Raw genomic sequence first — 19900 nt, 5'->3', positions numbered from 1 at the left:
TAACAACCCCGTCCACCCCCCCCCCCCCGCCCCGGGCCCCCCCCCCCCGGCCCCCCCCCCCCGGGGGGGGGGGCCCCCCCCCCGGCCCCCCCCACCCCGCCCCAAGATCTTCATCAGTCTTCTAGTGCCGCGGCTGCGCGTGATCAGCGGCCGACCGCGTATCCCTGCATGCCGCGGGGGTTGGCGGCGGCGGACAGCACGCCCGTCTCGGGGTCGCGGGCGACGGCGCAGAGCCGACCCTCCGACCAGGCGTCGCCGACCGTGACCTCGTGGCCCCGGCGGCGCAGCTCCTCCACGACCTCCGGGTCCATGCCCTCTTCGACGGTGACGCTGCCGGGGCGCATGCCGCGCGGGTAGAACGAGCCCGGGAAGCTGTCGTTGTGCCAGTTGTGGGCGTCGACCGCGCCCTGCAGGTCGAGTCCGCCGCGCACCCGGTCGCGCAGCACGGCCGCCAGGAAGAAGTGGACCTGCCACTGGTCCTGCTGGTCGCCGCCGGGGGTGCCGAAGGCCAGCACCGGGACGCCGTCGCGCAGGGCGAGGGACGGTGTGAGGGTGGTGCGGGGGCGGCGGCCGGGGGTGAGGGTGTTCGGCAGGCCCTCGTCCAGCCAGGCCATCTGCAGCCGGGTTCCGAGCGGGAAGCCGAGCTCCGGTATGACGGGGTTGGACTGGAGCCAGCCGCCGCTCGGGGTCGCCGAGACCATGTTGCCCCACCGGTCGACGACGTCGACGTGGCAGGTGTCGCCCCGGGTGGCGCCGTCCTTGGCGACGGTCGGCTCCCCGACGCCGGCGGCGGCGAGACCCATGGCGTCGAAGCCCGGCTCGCCGGCGGCGACCGCGTGGGCATGGGCGCTGAGGACCGGGGTGCGGCCTTCGGGACTGCCCGGACGCAGTTCCCGCGAGGCGCGGTCGCTGATCAGGGCGCGGCGCTCGGCGTTGTACTCGGGGGAGAGCAGGGTCTGAAGGGGCACCTCGGCGGCGTCCCCGTACCAGGCCTCACGGTCGGCCATGGCGAGCTTGCAGCCCTCGATGAGCAGGTGCACGTACTCGGCGGAGCCGTACGCGGGCAGCTCCTCGGGGAGCAGGGCGAGCTGCTGGAGGAAGGCGGGTCCCTGGCTCCAGCCGGCCGCCTTGGCGAGGGTCCAGCCGTTCCACTCGTACGTGGCGGGCGCCTCGTAGGTCGCGGACCAGCCGGCCACGTCGGCGGCGGTCAGCGTGCCGGTGTGCCGGGTACCGGTGGTGTCCATGGTGGGTCGGGCGGCCTGCCGGACCATCGCCTCCGCGATGAAGCCCTCGCGCCAGACGGCCCGGGCGGCTTCGATCTGCGCGACGCGGTCCTCGCCGCCGGTCTTCTCGGCCTCGTCGACGAGCCGGCGCCAGGTGGCGGCGAGTGCGGGGTTGCGGAACAGCTTGCCCGGCTGCGGGGACGTGCCGTCGGCGAGGTAGACCTCGGCGGAGGACTTCCACTCGTTCTCGAAGAGCTCGCGGACCGTCTCGACGGTCTGGCCGACGCGCTCGACGGGCGCGTGGCCGTCCTCGGCGTATCCGATCGCGTACCGCAGCACCTCGGCGAGGGTCCGGGTGCCGTGGTCGCGCAGCAGCACCATCCAGGCGTCGAACGCGCCGGGGACGGCGGCGGCCAGCGGGCCGGTGCCGGGCACCAGCTCCAGGCCGAGCGAACGGTAGTGGGCCGCGCTCGCCCCGGCGGGGGCGGGCCCCTGGCCGCACAGCACCCGCACGTCGCCGTCCTTCGGCGCCAGGATGATCGGCACCTCGCCGGCGGGACCGTTCAGGTGGGGCTCGACGACGTGCAGGACGAAGCCGGCGGCGACGGCGCCGTCGAAGGCGTTTCCGCCGCTCTCCAGGACCGCCATCGCGGACTGCGAGGCGAGCCAGTGGGTGGAGGACGCCATGCCGAAAGTGCCCTGGAGGGTCGGGCGGGTGGTGAACATGGATGCGGCTCCTTGCTGCTGCGTGCGGGTGCGCGTGCGAATGCGGTGTTCGAGTGGTGGTGCGCGGAGGATACGGGGACGGCTACGGCGTCTCCGCGGCAACCCCCGTGCGCGCGTCCGGGGCGGGTACGGGGGTTGCCGCGTCCGGGGAGGTCCCGTCGTCCGCGACCAGGTGGCAGGAGACCTGCCGGCCGCCGGGAAGTTCCCGCAGCGCGGGCGCCTCCGTGCGGCACCGGTCGGTGGCCAGCGGGCACCGGGTGTGGAAGTGGCAGCCGGACGGCGGGTCGAGTGGGCTGGGGAGCTCGCCGTTGAGCACGATCCGTTTGCGCGAACGCTGGTCGACCGGGTCCGGTACGGGCGCCGCGGACAGCAGCGCCTGGGTGTACGGGTGTTTCGGCGAGGCGAACAGCTCGGCCGTCGGGGCCTGTTCGACGATCTTCCCCAGGTACATGACGGCGATGCGGTCCGCGAGGAACTCCACGGCCGCCAGGTCGTGAGTGATGAAGAGGCAGCCGAAGCCACGGTCGCGCTGGAGGTCGGCCAGCAGGTTGAGCACCGAGGCCTGTACGGACACGTCGAGCGCCGAGGTCGGTTCGTCCGCCACCACCAGGTCGGGATCGCAGGAGAGCGCGCGGGCGATGGAGATGCGCTGGCGCTGACCGCCGGAGAGCTCGTGCGGGTGCCGGTCGGCGTGCTCGGGACGCAGCCCCACCTGGGCGAGGAGCTGCTCGACCCGGGTACGTATCGCTGCGCCGCGCGCGATTTTGTGCAACCGCAGCGGCTCGCCGATGATCTGACCGATCGTCATGCGCGGGTCCAGTGAGGACGACGGGTCCTGGAACACCAGATGGAAGTCCTTGCGCAGGGGGCGCAGGGCGCGGCGGGACATGTGGGTCACGTCGGTGCCGTTGATCTCGACCGTGCCGCCGGTCGGCTCGTCGAGGCGTACCGCGCACCGGCCGACGGTCGACTTGCCACTGCCGGACTCGCCGACGAGGCCGACGACCTCGCCGTGCCCGATGGTGATCGAGACACCGTCCACGGCTCGTACGGTGCCGCCACCGGACGCGCCGAAGTGCCTTTCCAGGGAGGTGATTTCCAGCACCGGGCCCTGCGGGTCCGAGGGGGCGCCGCTCGCGCGGGGTGCGGGGACGGTCTGCGGAGTGGTCACTGTCCGGTCTCCTGGTCGGGGCGCGCGGCGCCGGCCGGCACGGGGGTGGAGGTCTCGTCCGCGGTGAAGGGGTGCCAGCAGGCCGCCCGGTGGGAGGAGGCCGGGCTGTCGGAGAGGCCGGCGGGGGGAGCGACGGAGGTGAAGCCGGGCCGCTTGCCGGTGCAGGTGTCGTCGGCACGGGCGCACCGGGGTGCGAACGTGCAGGCGTCCGGCCGGGTGTCGAGGTTCGGCACCATGCCGGGGATTTCGGGCAGCCTGCGCTTGCCCTCGCCGCCGGGCCGGAGCACCGCGCCCAGCAGGCCCCGGGAGTACGGATGCCGGGCACCGGCGAACAGGTCGTGCACCGGGGCCTGTTCGGCCGGACGTCCGGCATACATCACCAGCACGCGGTCGGCCGCGTCGGCGACGACGCCCAGGTCGTGGGTGACCAGGACGATCGCGGTGCCGAGGCGGTCCCGCAGCGACTGGAGCACGTCCAGGATGCCCGCCTGCACGGTGACGTCGAGCGCGGTCGTCGGCTCGTCGGCGATCAGCACCGACGGGTCGCAGGCGACGGCGATGGCGATCATCACGCGCTGGCGCATGCCGCCGGAGAGCTGGTGCGGGTACTCGTCGACCCTGCGGTGCGGGGCGGGGATGCCGACCAGGGCCAGCAGTTCGACCGCGCGTGCCTTGGCCTCCTTGCGGCCCAGACCCTGGTGCCTGCGGACCACCTCACCGATCTGCCGCCCGATGGTGAGGACCGGGTTCAGCGAGGTCATCGGCTCCTGGAAGATCATCGCGAGGTCCTTGCCCCGGATCTTCTGGAGTTCCTTCTCGGGGGCGCCGACCAGCTCGCGGCCGTTCAGCCGGATCGATCCGCCGATCCGCGCGGTCGGCGGCAGCAGACCCATGGTCGCCATCGACGTCACGGACTTACCGCAGCCCGACTCACCGACCAGCGCGAGGACTTCACCGCGAGCGAGGTCGAAGGAGACCCCGTCGACGGCGTGCACCGTGCGGTGTTCCGAGGGGAAGGCGACGGTGAGATCGCGGACGCTCAGCACGGGTTCGGCACCGGGGCCGGTGCCCCGCGCGGAAGGGGAGAGGGTCTCGGTCATCGGGTGCCTCCGCGGGGGTCGAGGACGTCACGCAGTCCGTCGCCGAGCAGGTTGAACGCCAGCGTCGCGGCGACGATGGCCAGACCCGGGAAGACGGCCAGCCACGGCGCGAGCGCGAGGAAGGACTGGGCGCCGGAGAGCATCACGCCGAGCGAGGGCGCGGGCGGCTGTACACCGAGGCCGAGGAAGCTGAGCAGCGCCTCGCTGATGATCGCGGCGGGGATGCCGACCGTGGCCTGCACGATGAGCGCCGAGGTGGCGTTGGGCAGGATGTGACGGAACAGGACCGTTCCGTCGCCGCCGCCGTTGGCCACCGCCGCCGCGACGTAGTCGACGTGCTTCAGCCGCAGCGTCTCCGCCCGGGTGATGCGGATGACCGCGGGGATCTGCGAGATGCCGATGGCGATCGTGGCGTTGGTCAGGGACGGGCCGAGGATCGCCGCGAGCCCGACGGCCAGCACCAGGAACGGGAAGGCGAGCATCGTGTCGGTGATCCGGGACACGACGCTGTCCGTGAGCCGCCCGTAGTAGCCGGCCGCGAGTCCCAGCGGCACGCCGATCAGGAAGGCGAGCACCACGGCGAGCAGTCCGACCTGCATGGACGCCCGGGTCCCGTGGATGATCCGGGAGAGCTGGTCGCGCCCGAGGTCGTCGGTGCCCAGCCAGTGCGACCAGCTCGGCGCGTCCAGGACATTGGTGAAGTCGGGCTGCGCGGGGTCGTACGGGGCGATCAGCGGCGCGAAGAGCGCCGTGAGGACGAAGACGGCGGCGATGATTCCGCCGGTCAGCGCGAGGCGGTTCTTGCGCAGGGCGCGCAGCTTGCCGCCGCCCGCCTTCCGCGCGGTGGCCTGCGCCGGGGTGGCGAGTGCGGTCGTCACTGGGCACCTCCGAGCCGGATACGCGGGTCGATGACCGAATAGACCACGTCGACCAGCAGGTTGATGAGGATGTACGCGGCGGAGGTGCAGAGCACCACGGCCTGGAGCGTGGCGTAGTCACGGGTGAAGACGGCGTCGATGGTGAGCTTGCCGAAGCCGGGCAGCACGAAGATCTGCTCGGTGACCACGGCCCCGGAGATCAGGTGTCCCAGCTGGAGGCCGAGCACGGTGACGACGGTGACCAGCGAGTTGCGCAGGGCGTGCCCACCGACGACCGCGCGGCGTGAGAGCCCCTTGGCGCGGGCGGTGCGGACGTAGTCAGCGGAGAGCGAGTCGAGCATCGCACCCCGGGTCTGGCGCATCACCACGGCGGCGAGGCCGGAGCCGAGGACGATCGAGGGGAGCACCATCCGGCGCAGGTTGTCGAGCGGATCGGTGCCGAAGGGTACGTAGCCGGAAGCCGAGAACACCGGTATGGCGATGGCGAATCCGAGCACCAGCACGATGCCGAGCCAGAAGGTCGGGATCGAAAGACCCACCAGGGCGATGGCGTTGGCGATCCATTCCTCCGGCTTGCCACGCCGGACGGCGGCGATCACGCCCGCACCGATACCGATGACGATCGCCAGCAGCAGCGAGAGCGCGGCGAGTTCGAGGGTGACCGGGAGGGCCTGGCCGATGGCCTGCGAAACCGGAAGACCGGTGCGGGAGGAGGTGCCGAGGTCCCCGGTGAGGGCGTGGCCGACGAACCGGCCGTACTGGACCACGATGTTGTCGTTGAGGCCGTACGCCTCACGGATCGCGGCGAGCGCCTCGGGGCTGCGTTCCTCGCCGGCGAGGGCGAGGGCCGGGTCGCCGGGGAGCGCCCGGATTCCGGCGAACACCACGATGCTCACGAGGATCAGGGTGATGAGCGACTGGCGCAGGCGCGTCAGCAGGAATTTCGTCAACGGATGTACCCCGCGTTCGTGACCCGGACCAGTCCGTCGCCGAAGACGCGGATGCCCGCGACGTCCTTGGAGGCGACGACGTAGTTCTTCTGCCGGTAGAGGTAGATCATGGAGTGGTCGTCCTGGACGCGCTTGGTGATCTCGTCGTAGATCTCGGTGCGCCGGGCCGGGTCGGAGATGGAGCGGCCCTCGTCGATCAGCTTGTCGAGGTCCGGGTCTCCGATGCCGTAGGCGTTCATGGCGCCCGCGGTCTTCAGGAAGTTGGAGACGTTGCCGTCCGGGTCGAGCCGGCCGGACCAGCCGCTGGTGAAGATGTCGTAGTCACCCTCGTCGGTCTCCGAGATCATGGTCGTGTACTCGGTGGGACGCAGGGAGAGTTCGAAGCCCGCCTCCTTGACCATGGCCTGGAGCACCTGGCCCACCCGGCCCTGTTCGGGGGTGGTAGAGGTCTTCAGCTCGACCTTGACCGGAAGCTTCACCCCGGCTTCCTTCAACAGCTTCCTGGCCTTGGCGACATCGCGTTTGGGGCAGTCCTCGGGCTTGACCCCGGGAGCGATGCCGGACTGCGGGGAGATGGGTCCGCAGGCCGGTTCGTACATGCCCTGGAACACCACGGTGTTGAGGAGGTCGCGGTCGATGGCGAGATCGAAGGCCTCGCGGACGCGCACGTCGGAGGCGAGCGGGGTGTCGATCTTCCCCGGCTTCTCACCGAGACCGTTCACGTTGCCCACGTTGACGCCGATGCCCTGGAACCCCAGTGAAGGGGAGTTGAAGAGCTGGAGGTTCGGCTCGGTGAGGGCGCTCTGCACGTCGACCGGGCCCATCTGGTCGCCGATCTGGACGTCGCCCGAACGCAGGTTGGCGAGGCGGACGTTGCCGTCGGATATCGGCTTGTAGACGACCTTGTCGAGGTGGACCTTGTCCGCCGCGTAGTAGTTCGGGTCCTTCTCCAGCACGATCCGGTCGCCGCCGACCCGCTCGACGAAGCGGAACGCGCCGACGCACGAAGGGTGGTTGGTGAAGTCCTTGCCGTACTTCTTCAGCGCGGTCGGGGACATCACCATCCCGGCCCGGTCGGCGAGGACGCCGGTGAGCGGTGTGTACGGGTGGTCGAGCGTGATCCGCACCGTGGACGAACCGACGGCCACGGCCTTCTTGACCGGGCCGAGCTCCGTGGCGCGCGCGGAACCGGGCAGGTCGCGGTGGCGCAGCAGGGAGGCGACCACGGCCGCCGCGTCGAGCGGGGTGCCGTCGCTGAACTTCGCGCCCTTGCGGATGGGCAGGGTGACGGTCAGTCCGTCCGCCGAGATCTCGGGGAGCGACGTGGCGAGCTGCGGCACCAGAGTGCCGTTCTCGTCGATGTCGTACAGCTTCTCGCACATGCCCGCGAAGACAGTGCGACCCACGAGGGTCTGGGCAAGGCTGGGGTCGAGTTTGTCCGGGTCGGAGTTGAGCGCGACGGTGAGCGTCCCGCCGTCACGTACGGGCCGCTCATCGGTTTTCCGTACGCCTCCGACCTCGGTTGCCGAGGACTGCAGCGACGTGCAGCCCGAGACGAGTGACACCAGCGCAACTGCCACGAAGGCAACCGCTTTTCGGCGCACGGGGGCCTACCTCCCACCTGGGGGTCATCAAGGAATATCGCAGACCGTATTTCGCATACAGTCAACAAGCAAGGCCGTTGTCCGCATCCCGGACACTTTCGGTGCAGAGGGCAACTTTGGCGCGGGGATTGTCCCCGATCGCGGTGGATTCAGTCTGGTTGTGGTGGAAGGTGGGAGGCGGGGCAGACGCGTCCCGTCCTGTCCGGACACCCTGGGTTCCTCGTGCGCGCCCCCGGGGGCCCCGTTCTGGCCCGGCCGTGCGTTGACACGCGCGGGGCTTTTGGCGATGCTCTCGGAGAGCGCTCTCCACGCCCTGCGGGGAGCGCCTCGCGAGGGGGAACTCGGTGAAGCAGGAAGAGATCGACCGGCTGCTCGACATGCTGGACGCACGCCAGAAGGTACGGCTGCTCACCGGCGCGACCACCTGGCGCACCGCGGACGAGCCCGCCGTGGGGCTGCGCGGGATGACGATGTCCGACGGGCCGGCCGGGGTGCGCGGGGAGAGCTGGGACGAGCGGAACACCTCCGCGCTGCTGCCGTCCGCCTCGGCCGTCGGCGCGATGTGGGACGAGGAACTGGCCGAACGCCTGGGCGGCCTGCTCGCCGCCGAGGCGAAGGCGAAGGGCGTGGACGTCGTGCTGGCGCCCACTCTCAACCTGCACCGGTCCCCGTTGGGCGGCCGCCACTTCGAGTGCTACTCCGAGGACCCCGAGCTGACCGCCCGTACCGGCGCCGCCCTGATCCGGGGCATCCAGGCGCAGGGCGTCGCCGCGACCGCCAAGCACTATGTCGCCAACGACTCCGAGACGGACCGCCTGACCGTCTCCGTCGACCTCGACGAGCGCACCCTGCGCGAGGTCTACCTCGTCCCCTTCGAAGCCGCCGTGCGCGCGGCCGGGGTACGGGTGGTGATGTGCGGCTACAACGCGGTCGACGGCACCACCCTGGCCGAGAGCCCTCTGCTGGCACGGCCGCTCAAGGAGGAGTGGGGCTTCGACGGCGTCCTCGTCTCCGACTGGGGCGCGGTGCGCTCCGCCGTGCCCGCCGCCCGCGCGGCCCTGGACCTGGCGATGCCCGGCCCCGAGAGCCCCTGGGCCGACGGCCTCCTCAGGGCGATCGAGGACGGACACGTCCCCATGGCCGCGATCGACGACAAGGTGGGCCGGCTGCTGCGGCTCGCCGACCGGGTCGGCGCACTCGACCCCGGGTCTCCCGCGCTCCCGGCCGGTCCGGCCCAGCCTCCTTCGCGCGCGCAGGACCCGCGGGCCCTGCTGCGGCGTGCGGTCGCGGCCGGGAGCGTGCTCCTCGGCAACCGGGGGGTGCTGCCCCTGGACCCGACCTCGCTCACCTCCCTCGCGGTGATCGGGGCGCAGGCGGCGGACCCCCGGGTACAGGGCGGTGGCAGCGCGGGCGTCCACCCCCGGCACGTCTCCACCCCGCTCGACGCGCTCCGCGACGCGCTCGCCCCCACCGCCCGCGTCGTACACGCACCCGGCCCCGCCCTGGGCGCACCCCCCTTCCTCGGCGGCCCCGGATGCCACGACCCGCGCGACGGCCGGCCCGGCGCGCTGCTGCGGGTGCTCGGCGCGGACGGCGCCGAGCTGTACGCAGGGCATCGGGAGTCCGGCCGCCAGATCGAGCCGCCCCTGCCGCCCGGCGCGCACACCGTGGAGCTCAGCGCCCGGCTGCTCCCCGGCACGGGCGGCACCTGGACCTTCGGCGTCGGGGGATTCGGGCGGATGAGCCTCACCGTCGACGGGACGCCACTGGTCGACGGGGTGTTCCCGCGCGAGACCGACGACCCGGCCGTGGTGCACGTCAACCCGCCGAGCCAGTATGGGGAGACCGGGCTCACCGCGGGACGGCCCGCGCTGGTCGTGGCCCGCCGAGAACTCGCCGACGGGACCGGCCGCGCCACCCTGGTGACGGCCGCGCCCCCGAGGCCCGACCGCGCGACCGCCCTGGCGGAGGCGGTGGACGCGGCCCGCACGGCCGACGCGGCCGTGGTGTTCGTGGGCACCACGCAGGACAGCGAGTCGGAGGGACACGACCGGACCACCCTCGCGCTCCCCGGCGACCAGGACGAACTCGTCCGCGCGGTGGTCGCCGCCCAGCCGCGTACGGTCGTCGTCGTCAACTCCGGCGGTCCGGTGGAGATGCCGTGGCGGGACGCGGCCCCCGCCGTCCTGCTGACCTGGTTCCCGGGGCAGGAGGCGGGGACCGGGCTCGCCGACGTGCTGTTCGGCGCCGCCGAACCGGGCGGCCGGCTGCCCACCACCTGGCCCGCCACCCTCGCCGACGCCCCGGTCAGCGCGGTCCGGCCGGTCGACGGGGTGCTGCGGTACGCCGAGGGCCCGCACATCGGGCACCGTGCCTGGCTGCGCGAACACCGCACCCCCGCCTACTGGTTCGGCCACGGACTCGGGTACACGACCTGGGAGTACGCGAGCGCGTCCGTACCCCCGGCGGCGGAGGCGGCCGACAAGGAGACGGCCTTCACCGTCTCCGTACGGCTCCGCAACACCGGCGGCCGGCGGGGCCGGGAGGTCGTGCAGGTGTACCTCGCCCGGCCCGGCTCGGCGGTGGAACGCCCCGCCCGGTGGCTGGCCGGATACACCTCGGTCGAGGCCGGACCGGGCGAGACGGTCACCGCCGCCGTACGGGTACCGCACCGCGCCCTGCACCACTGGTCCCCGCCGGAGCAGGGGTGGCTCACCGAGCCGGGCACGTACGAGGTCTACGCGGGACCGTCCGCCGGACGACTGCCCCTGGCCGCCACCGTGGACGTCCCCCGCACGACGGCCGGAGGCGCGCTCGGAGAGCGCTTCCCGTACCGCTGACGGGCGTTCGCGGACCGCCGGTAGGGTACCGGCATGACCCGACGCGCTCCCAGACTCGAAGACGTCGCACGGGAGGCGGGCGTCTCCCGCGCCACCGTGTCCCGCGTGGTCAACGGCATCCGCAACGTGGACCCGGCCATCCAGGACGCGGTGCGGGACGCCATCGCGCGGACCGGCTACGCACCCAACGGCGCCGCCAGGGCCCTGGTGACCCGGCGCGCCCGTACCCTCGCCCTCGTGGTCTCCGGCGCGGGGGACGACTCCGAGGACGGGCAGAACCTCTTCGCCTCCCAGGCGCTGGCCGACCCGTTCTTCGGGCGGGTCGTCAGCGGGGTCGTCGGATTCCTGCGGCCCCGGTCGATGTACCCGGTGCTCATGTTCGCGGAGACGGATGCCGCCCGGCGCGAGGTCGTGGAGTACCTCCGGCAGGGCCGGGCGGACGGCGCGCTGATCTTCTCCACGCACGCCGAGGACCCGCTGCCCGCCCTGCTGGCGGCCGAGCGGCTGCCCTGCGTGCTCTTCGCCCGTCCCGGGGCCCCGGCCCCGGTGACCTACGTGGACCTGGCGCACCGGGACGGAGCCCGGCTGGCCGCCGAACACCTGCTGGCCAGGGGCTGCCGCCGCGTCGCCACCATCACCGGACCGCTGGACCTGCCGGCCGCCCAGGACCGGCTGGCCGGGTTCCGCGAGACGATGGAACGCCACGGCCAGCCGTACGTCCCCGTCGCCGAAGGCGGGTTCACCGCCGACAGCGGGGCGGCCGCGCTCCGCCGACTGCTGCGCGAACACCCCGCCATCGACGGGGTGTTCGCCGCCAACGACGTGATGGCGCGAGGCGTCTGCGAGGCCCTGCGGGAGCTCGGACGCCGCGTCCCCGAGGACGTCGCGGTCGTCGGGTTCGACGACTCCAGCGCCGCGCTCGCCGCCGAACCGTCGCTCACCACGGTCCGGCAGCCGATGGAGGAGATGGCGGCCCGCATGGCGAGCCTGCTCCAGGAGGAGATCGAGGGCACGCGGACCGAGCCCACCGCCGTCATCTTCGACCCCGAACTCGTGGTGCGCGCCTCCGCCTGAGCGGACCCGGTGTGCTCCAGGACGATCAGGGGCAGCCGGGGGTGATCGGATCCGGCTGTCGTCACCGCCGGTTCATGTCCCGCGCCCGAGACGGCCGATCGACGTGGCGGAGAGGGTGCGTGGAGCACAGGGGCCAGGCATGGGGCGCGGAGACACCCTGACCCGGTTGGCCGGTACCGCAACTGATGCCCTGTCTCATCTTTTGTGTTCCCGGCCCGCCCCGTGACGGGGCGGAAACAGGGCGGGCCGGGGGTTCGCGGGGGCGGACACGGCAAGCGGACGCTGTCCGCGAGATGCCGTGTCCGCCCGATCGGTGGACGGGTGGTCCGGGACCTACGGCAGGCGGTAGTCCGCGTTCAGCGCGGCGCCGGCCTCCGGGTGGTTCTGGTCCCAGCCTCGGGCGTCGCACTGCAGGCCACCGACGATGCAGTGGTCGACCATCGCCTTGAGGGTCGGCTCGTTCCACGCGTTGAAGAAGTCGTAGTGGAAGGAGTAGCCGCGTCCGCTCGCGAGCCTGACCTGTGACATGTCCCCGCTGACGGGAAATGCCATCTTGAACTCGACCATCGGCAGGGCCACCGGGTGGTCGGCCGGGCAGACGTTGTCGTTGGTGCCGGGCTTCACGACCGGATACGCCATGTGGGCCTGGTGGTTCGGCGTGTCCAGGTGCAGGCCGTCCCAGCAACTGGGCGCCTGCATGCGGATGTTGAGCTGGCTACCGGCTGGGCAGGTGGCGGGGAAGTCGATGTTCCCGAAGCTCTCCCCGCACTCCCAGCCCTCCACCCAGCCCTTGAGCGCGCGGAACTGCTCCGCGCTCTGCAGCGGGCTGCCGACGACGTAGCGCAGCCCCTTGGGGAAGGGGCGGACGCTGGTGTAGTCGGTGACGCCGGCCTTGTAGTAGATGACCTGCTGGCCGATCGGGAGGACCTTGGTGTCGCCCTTGAAAAGGGACGGCATCCAGTACGCCGAGGAGTCGCCGGGCACCTTGCAGGTGGTGTTGCCGCCGTACAGGGAGGCGGTCACGCTCTGGGCATTGGTCGTCGTGTTGCCCATGAAGGTGTGGTCGTGGGACGCGCCGGCCTGGCCGGGGAAGACGATCGGGTCGTCCGGCGCGGTGTGCGTGACCGAACAGTTCGCCTGGAACTCGTGGAAGTAGCGCGGTGTCGGCGTGGCCCACGAAGGGGTCACGCCGGTGACGGGCGGGACGGCGGGAATGTAGCCGTCGCCGTCCACGTCGTCGGCCGAAGCGGCCGAGGCCGCGGCGGCGACGTGCCCCATGTGGGGCGAGACCGCCGCGCCCGCGTCCACCGCGGCGCTGGTGGACGCCGTGCCGGACGGGAGTGCGCTCAGGGTCGAACCGACGCCGAGGACGGTGGCGGCCAGGGCCGTGCCGACCAGGATCGCCGAGAGCCGTCTCGCGGCGCCCTTCTTGTTCTTCGTGCCTTTCATGGAGTGCCTCTCCGCTGGAGGGGGGTGGGATGCCGCCGGTACCGGTCCGGTACCGGCGGCACGGAGGAGGGGGCGCTTCAGCGCCGTCCGTCAGGCGTACACGCCGATCTCGTGGAGCGAGTAGCCGTAGCCCGTGCCCCGGGTCTTCAGGGCCAGCCGCACGTGGCGGGCGGTCTGCCCGAGGGCGATGGTGTCGATGTCACCGTTGCCGGTGGTGGTCGTGTAGACGGTGCGCCAGGTGGTCCCGTCGTCGGAGAGCTGCACCTCGTACGAGGAGGCGAAGGCCGGATCCCACTGGAGCTGGAGCGTCCGCAGTGCGGTGGGGGCGCCCAGGTCGACCTGGATGGACTGCGGGTCGCTCCAGTCGCTGGCCCACCGGGTGTCCGGTTTGCCGTCGGTCGCGTTGGCGGGAGTGCAGGGGCAGTCGCCGTACGAGGCCTGGAAGGAGGAGGCCGTGGTCGGCTTGTTCAGCGCCACGTTGGTGCCGGTGACGGGCGGTGCGACCACCTTCACCGACTTCGTCTCGAAGCCGGCGTTCCCGTGTCCGTCCTCCGCACGGATGTAGACCTTCCAGACACCGAGCTTCTCGGGCGCCGTCACCGCGAAGGTGCCGTTGCCGGTGGACCGCCACGCGGCCTCCACCAGCCCCTTGTCGCCGTTGGCGTAGTTGCCGCTCAGGAAGATCCTGTACGTCACCGGGTCGTTGTCCGGGTCACGCACATCGGCGCGGACGGTGAACTCCTTGCCGGCCGGAGCCGCCGAGGCCGGCGAGACGGTCATGTTGCTGATCACCGGCGGCGTGTTGTCCCCGGCGGTCGAGCCGGCGTACGCCTGCTTCACCGCGTAGTACGAGAGCCGCTTGAACCCGCCGGGCAGCAGGTTGAACCAGATCCCGCCGAAGTCGTGCTCGGTGCCGTAGTGGAACATCGTCGCGCCGAGCGCCACGCCGCGGTGGGCGGTGACGCAGTTCCACGCGTTGGTGTACCCCGCGGCGGTCTGCACGTCGGTCTTCTGCTCGGGGATGCCGTTCGCGTCGTTCGCGACCTCCCACTCACCTGCCGGGCCCGTCTCGGTGATGATGTAGGGCTTGGTGTAGCCGCCCGCCACCCAGTCACGCTGCACGTTGCAGACGTCGCCGTACGAGTTCATCGCGTACAGGTCGAGGTCGGGCGCGTTGCGCTTGTAGTACGGCCAGGCGCCGGTCCACGCGTCGGTGGAGGTCACCGGGTGGTCCGGGTCGATCGAGTGGATCTTCTTGGCCACGTCGTTGACGAAGGTGGTGTAGGCGTTGCGCTGCGCCTCCAGCTCCGTACCGCTGTAGCAGTTCTGGAGACCGAGCACCGACTCGTTGCCGACGTTCCACATCAGGGTCGCGGGGTGCGACTTGTAGGCTTCCACCCACTTGGCGAACTCCGCCAGCGAGTTGTTCTTGTACGTGGTGTCCGTGACGTAATTGACGCAGCCGCCGCTGCCCGGGCCGCCGCCGGGCTGCAGCCAGAAGCCGTTGATGATCCGGATGCCGTTGGCCGCCGCCGCGTCGAGCAGCGGCTTGGTCGAACCGTCCGTGCCCCAGGTGCGGATGGTGTTGACGCCCATCGACTTCACGTCCGGCAGGTACTTCGGGGAATCGGCGACGGACGGGCCCCAGGTCAGTCCCTTCACGGTGTACGGCTGGCCGCCCACCTGCAACTGCCAGTTGCCCTGCGAACCGGTCACCTTCACGGCGCCGCCGGTGGCCGGTGGGGGAGTGGTACCGGTGCTGCCGTAGACCTGGAACTCCCAGAGCGAGTAGCCGTATCCGCCGGACCGCTGGGTGCCGAGCATCCGCACGTACCGGCCGGAACCGGAGAGGGTGAGGTCGTCCGTGCCGCCGTCGCCCTGGGTGACCGTGCGAAGGCTCCGCCAGTCGGTGCCGTTGTCGGACGCCTGGATCTCGTACGACTTGCCGTAGGCGCCCTCCCAGGTCAGGACGGCCCGGCTGAGGCTGGCGGTGGCGCCGAGGTCGATCTGGATCCACTGCGGATCGCTCCACTGGCTCGCCCACCGGGTGCCCGTGAGGTTGCCGTCGACGGCCGCGGCGGCGGAGTAGCCGTCGCCCTCCTGCGAGGAGGCGGTGGCGGTCCGGCCCTGGGACAGCAGGGTGTCGGCGGCCGTGGCGCCCGGCGCCGCGAGGAGGGTGAGCGAGGACGCGACGAGGGCGCCGAGGGCGGCGAGAGAGACGAGTCGGCGACCGGCCCGTGGGCGGCCGAGAACAGCATGCGGTGGTCTGAACACGTGGGCTCCTGGCGGGTGCTGAGAGGAGGCCGGCTTCCCGTAGCCGGCCTTGGAGAGCGCTCTCCCGAGAGTGTCGCGGGGGCGTGCCCCTGTCAATGAGGTGGGCGCGACCTCTGTGCGCGCCTTCGGGTACCGGCTGGGGAGTGGGAGTGTTTTCACCGGCTCGGGTGGGGTTGGTCCAGTAGGACCGAGTCGCCCGGCAGAGGACGGAGTTGGCTGGAAAAACTCGGAGTCGATCGCTTTCGCGCAGGCGTTGAGCCGGGTGGTGCCAGGCCGGCCGAGGGGGACCGGATCCGTCCGAGTGGAGCTGAGTAGCGCTGCTCCCGGTGGCCGGTGCGCTTCGGGGGAGGGCGCAGCGCCCGCTTGTCAGAGGCTTTCTTACTGGTGAGAGGTGCGAAGAGGGGGGACGGCCCGCGGTGTGAGGGCGGCGCCGTGGAGCTCCCTCAGGCGTATGGATCGCGTAAAAAACTTTCACGGAGGCGCAGTTGCGCGTGGGCTGTCAGCGCCTGGGCGTGGTGGCCGGGAATCGATGACGTGATTTCGGTGCGGCTCGGGATCCGGCGGCAACCGCGGGAATGAGCCCGCCCGCAGGATGGCCGAATGATCACTTGTGGATGAAGTCTTAGTAAGAAAATGAAGGGTGAGGGGCCGTCATGCTCCCCACTCTCTTCACGATTAAGTGCTTGCGATGTGGAAACGGTGGTGTTCTCATCAGGCGGTTGTCCTGTACATGTACCGTCTGGGGTGGGGAAGCAGCGGGCAAGGTGAGACGCCGATTCGGCGGCGCAGTAGGCAGACGTATGAGGGCGGTGTCGGCGCTGGCGGGATCCGCCCTGCTGCTGGCGGCACTCCCGGTGGCCGGGCCGCGCCCGGCCGCGCAGGCGGTCGCCGCCGACACCACGTCGGCCGGGCTGACAGAAGGTCAGAAAGATCTGGCCGCGGCGCAGGAGTCCGGCCGGCGGATCGAAGTCGTCGGTGAGCGCGCGGAGCGGAGCACGGTCTTCGCCAACCCCGACGGTTACACCTTCACGCTGGAGGAGTCGGCCGTTCCCGTCCGCGTCAAGAAAGCGGACGGCGGCTGGCAGTCTCCGGACCCGACGCTGGAGGTCCAAGCCGACGGCTCCGTCGCGCCGAAGGCCGCCGCGGTGGACATGGCCTTCTCCGGCGGCGGTGACACGGCTCCGCTCGTGAAGATCGACGACGGCGGGAAGTCGCTGCAACTCGGCTGGCCCGGAAAGCTTCCCGCGCCGGAACTGGACGGACCGAGCGCCCTGTACCCCGAGGTTTTCCCCGGCGTCGACCTGAAGGTCACCGCGTCGGCCGAGGGTTTCCAGCACGTCCTGGTGGTGAAGACCCCTCAGGCGGCGGCCTCGGAGGACCTCCAGCGGATCTCGTACTCGATGAAGGCATCGGGGCTGGACGTCCGCACCGGGCAGTCGGGCAGCCTCGAAGCCGTGGACGGCGACGGCAAGCGGGTCTTCCGGGCCCCGCCCGCGCAGATGTGGGACTCGGCCGGCGCCCGGCCCGCTCCGACGGCGCGGACGGCCGCCTTCTCCCGCGCGGCGGAGACGGAGACCACGGACGGCTCTGCCGCTCCCGCCGTCGATTCGCCGGTCCCCGGGACCGAGCCGGCCGCCGGTGACACCGTCTCCGACGTGCGGGTCAAGCTTTCGGACGACGCCCTGACGGTGGTCCCGGACGCGGACATGCTCAGCGGCACCGACGCGTCGGCCTTCCCGCTGTACATCGACCCGACCGTCACCTGGAGCGAGTCCGAGCGGACTCTGCTCCGCTCCGACGGCTACGAGTCCTACGGCTGGGGCAACGGCGACGACGGGCTCGGCAAGGGCGTCGGAGAGTGCGGCACGTGGAGCGGCTACTACTGCGGTCCGGGGTATGTGCAGCGCCTGTACTTCGAGTTCTCGCCGGCCAGCCTCAAGGGCAAGCAGGTACTGGGCGCCACCTTCCGGGTGACCGAGCCGTGGGCCTTCCAGTGCGACCCCCGCTGGGTCGACCTCGTACGCACCCCGGACAACATCTCGTCGTCGACCACCTGGGCGTCCCGCCCGCAGGGCGGCTGGGACACGATGGTCGACCGCAACGTTTCGGCGGGCCGCGGTTCGCTCTGCGACGCGGACTCGCCGGACGCCCCGATCGAGTTCCAGGACAACGCGGCGGAGACGAACGAGAACCTCACGCCGACGGTCCGGGACTTCGCCGCAGGCAAGTTCTCCCGCCTCACGCTGATGATCAAGGCGCACGACGAGACGGACACCGGCGCCTGGAAGCGGTTCAAGGACGACGCGGTGCTGTCGGTGGACTACGTCGGACTCCCGGCGAAGCCGACGGGCATCGGCCTGGTGACCGGTACGGGCACGGTCTGTGAGACCAGCGAGTCCGACCCGGCCATCGTCTCCGACCCGACGCCCTCACTGACCTCCACGCCGCAGACGGCCTCGGGAGGTGAGTCCGGCGCCCAGCTGCGCGTCGCCATGGACGTCGACAAGAAGGCCGCCGACGGCACCTGGGCGAACGCGTTCACCGAGATGGAGCGCCCGACGACCGGCTACGTCGGGGACAACGTGAAGGTCACCGCCTCGGCGCCCACCCTCACCGAAGGCACCCTCTACCGGTACCGCACCTGGACGCGCTCCTACTACGCCGGCGGCGCCAGCCAGCTGCCCGGGCCGTCGAACGCCTCGACGACCGGGTGGTGCTTCTTCAAAGTCGATCCCACCGCCCCGAAGGCGCCGGTGATCACCATCGGCGCCCCGTACCTGCTGTGCACCAGCAACGACTGCCAGGCCAAGGGCGGTCCGGGGCAGAAGGCGACCTTCACCTTCGCCCCCGCGAGCGGGGACGCGAACAACACCGCTTATCAGTACAAGCTGTCCGGGGCGGCGGCCTGGTCGGCCGAGACCTCCGGGGCGAAGGTGAGCCAGGTCATCACGCCCCAGCGCTCCGGTACGTACACCCTGTACGTACGGGCGAAGGACGTCGTCGGCCGGTGGGGTGCGCAGGGTGCGGTCGACTTCCTCGTCGCCGCCGGTGACGGCCCCCTCGCCCGCTGGCACTTCGCCGAGAACAGTGGTGCGGCCCTCGACGCCGAGACCGCCGACGGTGCGAACGACCTGACACTTCAGGGCGGTGCGGCCCGCGACGACCGGGGCAGGCGGGGGCTCGTCACGCAGGACTCCCAGGGCGTGCCGCTGGCCACCCCGGTGACCGACAAGGGGCTTGTCCTCAACGGGACCACCGGTTACGCGGCGGCGGACGGCCCGGTGCTGGAGACGCGTTCGCCCTACTCGGTCGCCGCGTGGGTGAAGCTCGACCCCACCACGGCTGACGGTGCCATCCTGTCCGGCCGGGACAGCGTGAGCAGTCCCTTCACCTTCCGCTACTCGCAGTCCTACAAGACCTGGTACTTCGGTGTCAGGGACCCCGCGCAGACCGACTACTACTGGGGCGTCTCCGCGGACAGCCCGGCGGTGACCGGTGTGTGGACCCATGTCGCCGCCACCTTCGACCCGGGCTCGGGGCTGGTGAAGCTCTACGTCAACGGCAAGCAGCAGACCCGCACCAAGACCGTCCAGGGCTCCTGGCCCGCCACCGGCAACCTGGAGGTCGGACGCCACGAGTACAGCACCGGGCCGGGGGCCTACTTCAAGGGATCGGCCGACGAAGTCGCCGTGTGGCAAAGGGTGTTGACCCCCGAGGAGATCGCGGACGAGGCGAGGACGCTGATCTCGCAGAGCAACACCGCTGTCGAGCTGGTGGCCGACTGGTCCGCCGGTACGAGCTCGGGTACGGCGCTCGCGGACACCACGTCCGGCTACGGCAGGAGCCTGGGCCTCACCGGGGGCGCGGCGCTGGATGGTGAGACGGTCGTGCTGGACGGCGACGACGACGCGGCCACCGCCTCCGCCCCGGTGGTGGACGACATCGGTTCGTTCACCGTCACCACCTCCACGGAGGTGGACGGAGCGAAGCTCGGTACGAAGCCGGTGGGTTACGCCGGCCAAGTACTCGGCCAGCGGACGGCCACCGGCTCCTCCTGGGGCTTCTGGTACGAGGTCAGGGGCAGCGAGAGCGTTCTCGACGAGGAGACACTGGAGGAGTCCACGGTCGCCGTGGGCGTCTGGCACTTCGGCCGCCTGGATGACGACGGGACCTACAGCGCGGTCGTCTCCGACGAAGTCGCCCTGACGGACTCGCCGGTCCGTCTCACCGGAGTCTACGACGCGCAGGACCAGACGATCAGTCTGTACGTCGGATACAACCGCAACGCCGAACCGCGTGCCTTCACCGCCGAGGCGGGTTCGGGCGAGTTCGCCGCGGGCAAGGGGTTCACCTCGTCCGCCTGGGGCCACTACCTGCCGGAGCGCATCTCGGAAATCCGCCTCTGGGCGGGCGCGATGGCCGGCTCGGACCAGATCAGCGAGCGCGTCGGGGACTGATCCCCGGGGTGCGGCGCCGCTCGCGGCGGCGCCGCACCCCGCAAGCGTGCTTCTGCGCGGACCCGCCCTCCGGGCGGACGGCGCCCTTCTCACCACACGCCGTGGGCCAGGGGGCCGTGCCGGGTGCCTATTGGCATGTCCAGCACAAATCGCC

Annotated in this window: 11 protein-coding genes; 3 read left to right on the top strand and 8 right to left on the bottom strand. The window is 71.6% G+C overall.

What is annotated here, in order from left to right:
* Positions 1-143 precede the first annotated feature (143 nt).
* The 6 genes from ACFZAX_RS26845 to ACFZAX_RS26820 all read right to left on the bottom strand — a co-directional run bounded on the left by ACFZAX_RS26845 (position 144) and on the right by ACFZAX_RS26820 (position 7628).
* On the bottom strand, positions 144-1949 hold the full coding sequence (locus ACFZAX_RS26845) for a gamma-glutamyltransferase (RefSeq protein ID WP_390964834.1): 1806 nt from the start codon (positions 1947-1949) through the stop codon (positions 144-146).
* An 82-nt stretch (positions 1950-2031) separates the two neighbouring features.
* The gene (locus ACFZAX_RS26840; protein WP_390964842.1) at positions 2032-3054 is read right to left on the bottom strand and encodes an oligopeptide/dipeptide ABC transporter ATP-binding protein; all 1023 of its coding nucleotides are present in this window, start codon (positions 3052-3054) and stop codon (positions 2032-2034) included.
* Between the two features lie 62 nt (positions 3055-3116).
* Positions 3117-4220: an oligopeptide/dipeptide ABC transporter ATP-binding protein gene (locus tag ACFZAX_RS26835; RefSeq protein WP_390964833.1), complete on the bottom strand. Its 1104-nt coding sequence runs from the start codon at positions 4218-4220 to the stop codon at positions 3117-3119.
* Complete coding sequence (locus ACFZAX_RS26830; RefSeq protein WP_390964832.1) at positions 4217-5098, bottom strand: ABC transporter permease subunit; 882 nt, start codon at positions 5096-5098, stop codon at positions 4217-4219. The genes ACFZAX_RS26835 and ACFZAX_RS26830 overlap by 4 nt, the downstream gene beginning before the upstream one ends.
* Positions 5095-6048, bottom strand: coding sequence for an ABC transporter permease subunit (locus tag ACFZAX_RS26825; protein ID WP_390964831.1), 954 nt, complete (start codon positions 6046-6048; stop codon positions 5095-5097). Before ACFZAX_RS26825 ends, ACFZAX_RS26830 begins: the two co-directional genes overlap by 4 nt.
* Positions 6045-7628: an ABC transporter substrate-binding protein gene (locus tag ACFZAX_RS26820; RefSeq protein WP_390964830.1), complete on the bottom strand. Its 1584-nt coding sequence runs from the start codon at positions 7626-7628 to the stop codon at positions 6045-6047. Before ACFZAX_RS26820 ends, ACFZAX_RS26825 begins: the two co-directional genes overlap by 4 nt.
* Before the next feature lie 401 nt (positions 7629-8029).
* Here ACFZAX_RS26820 and ACFZAX_RS26815 point away from each other — a divergent pair, with 401 nt between their 5' ends.
* Together ACFZAX_RS26815 and ACFZAX_RS26810 are read left to right on the top strand one after the other, a co-directional pair.
* Positions 8030-10492: a glycoside hydrolase family 3 C-terminal domain-containing protein gene (locus tag ACFZAX_RS26815; protein ID WP_390964841.1), complete on the top strand. Its 2463-nt coding sequence runs from the start codon at positions 8030-8032 to the stop codon at positions 10490-10492.
* Between the two features lie 33 nt (positions 10493-10525).
* Positions 10526-11566, top strand: a complete 1041-nt coding sequence (locus ACFZAX_RS26810) for a substrate-binding domain-containing protein (protein WP_390964829.1) — start codon at positions 10526-10528, stop codon at positions 11564-11566.
* Between the two features lie 333 nt (positions 11567-11899).
* Here ACFZAX_RS26810 and ACFZAX_RS26805 read toward each other — a convergent pair whose 3' ends face one another.
* Both ACFZAX_RS26805 and ACFZAX_RS26800 read right to left on the bottom strand, forming a co-directional pair.
* Entirely contained in the window at positions 11900-13015 is a 1116-nt protein-coding gene (locus tag ACFZAX_RS26805) for a DUF1996 domain-containing protein (RefSeq protein WP_390964828.1), read from the bottom strand.
* Positions 13016-13105: 90 nt separating this feature from the next.
* A complete protein-coding gene (locus tag ACFZAX_RS26800) occupies positions 13106-15289 on the bottom strand; it encodes a discoidin domain-containing protein (RefSeq protein WP_390964827.1) in 2184 nt (727 codons plus the stop codon).
* Between the two features lie 800 nt (positions 15290-16089).
* On the opposite strand from ACFZAX_RS26800, the gene ACFZAX_RS26795 reads away from it, so the two are divergent.
* On the top strand, positions 16090-19746 hold the full coding sequence (locus ACFZAX_RS26795; protein ID WP_390964826.1) for a LamG-like jellyroll fold domain-containing protein: 3657 nt from the start codon (positions 16090-16092) through the stop codon (positions 19744-19746).
* Positions 19747-19900 lie beyond the last annotated feature (154 nt).

It is taken from the genome of Streptomyces sp. NPDC008125, from assembly GCF_042957125.1.
Lineage (GTDB): Bacteria > Actinomycetota > Actinomycetes > Streptomycetales > Streptomycetaceae > Streptomyces.
This window is presented reverse-complemented; position numbering and strand designations above follow the sequence as displayed.

Bases quoted from the DNA above. Each gene is read 5' to 3' on its own strand.
- ACFZAX_RS26845 (WP_390964834.1), bottom strand. From the start codon at position 1,949: ATGTTCACCACCCGCCCGACCCTCCAGGGCACTTTCGGCATGGCGTCC.
- ACFZAX_RS26795 (WP_390964826.1), top strand. From the start codon at position 16,090: ATGAGGGCGGTGTCGGCGCTGGCGGGATCCGCCCTGCTGCTGGCGGCA.
- ACFZAX_RS26810 (WP_390964829.1), top strand. From the start codon at position 10,526: ATGACCCGACGCGCTCCCAGACTCGAAGACGTCGCACGGGAGGCGGGC.
- ACFZAX_RS26815 (WP_390964841.1), top strand. From the start codon at position 8,030: ATGCTGGACGCACGCCAGAAGGTACGGCTGCTCACCGGCGCGACCACC.
- ACFZAX_RS26805 (WP_390964828.1), bottom strand. From the start codon at position 13,015: ATGAAAGGCACGAAGAACAAGAAGGGCGCCGCGAGACGGCTCTCGGCG.
- ACFZAX_RS26835 (WP_390964833.1), bottom strand. From the start codon at position 4,220: ATGACCGAGACCCTCTCCCCTTCCGCGCGGGGCACCGGCCCCGGTGCC.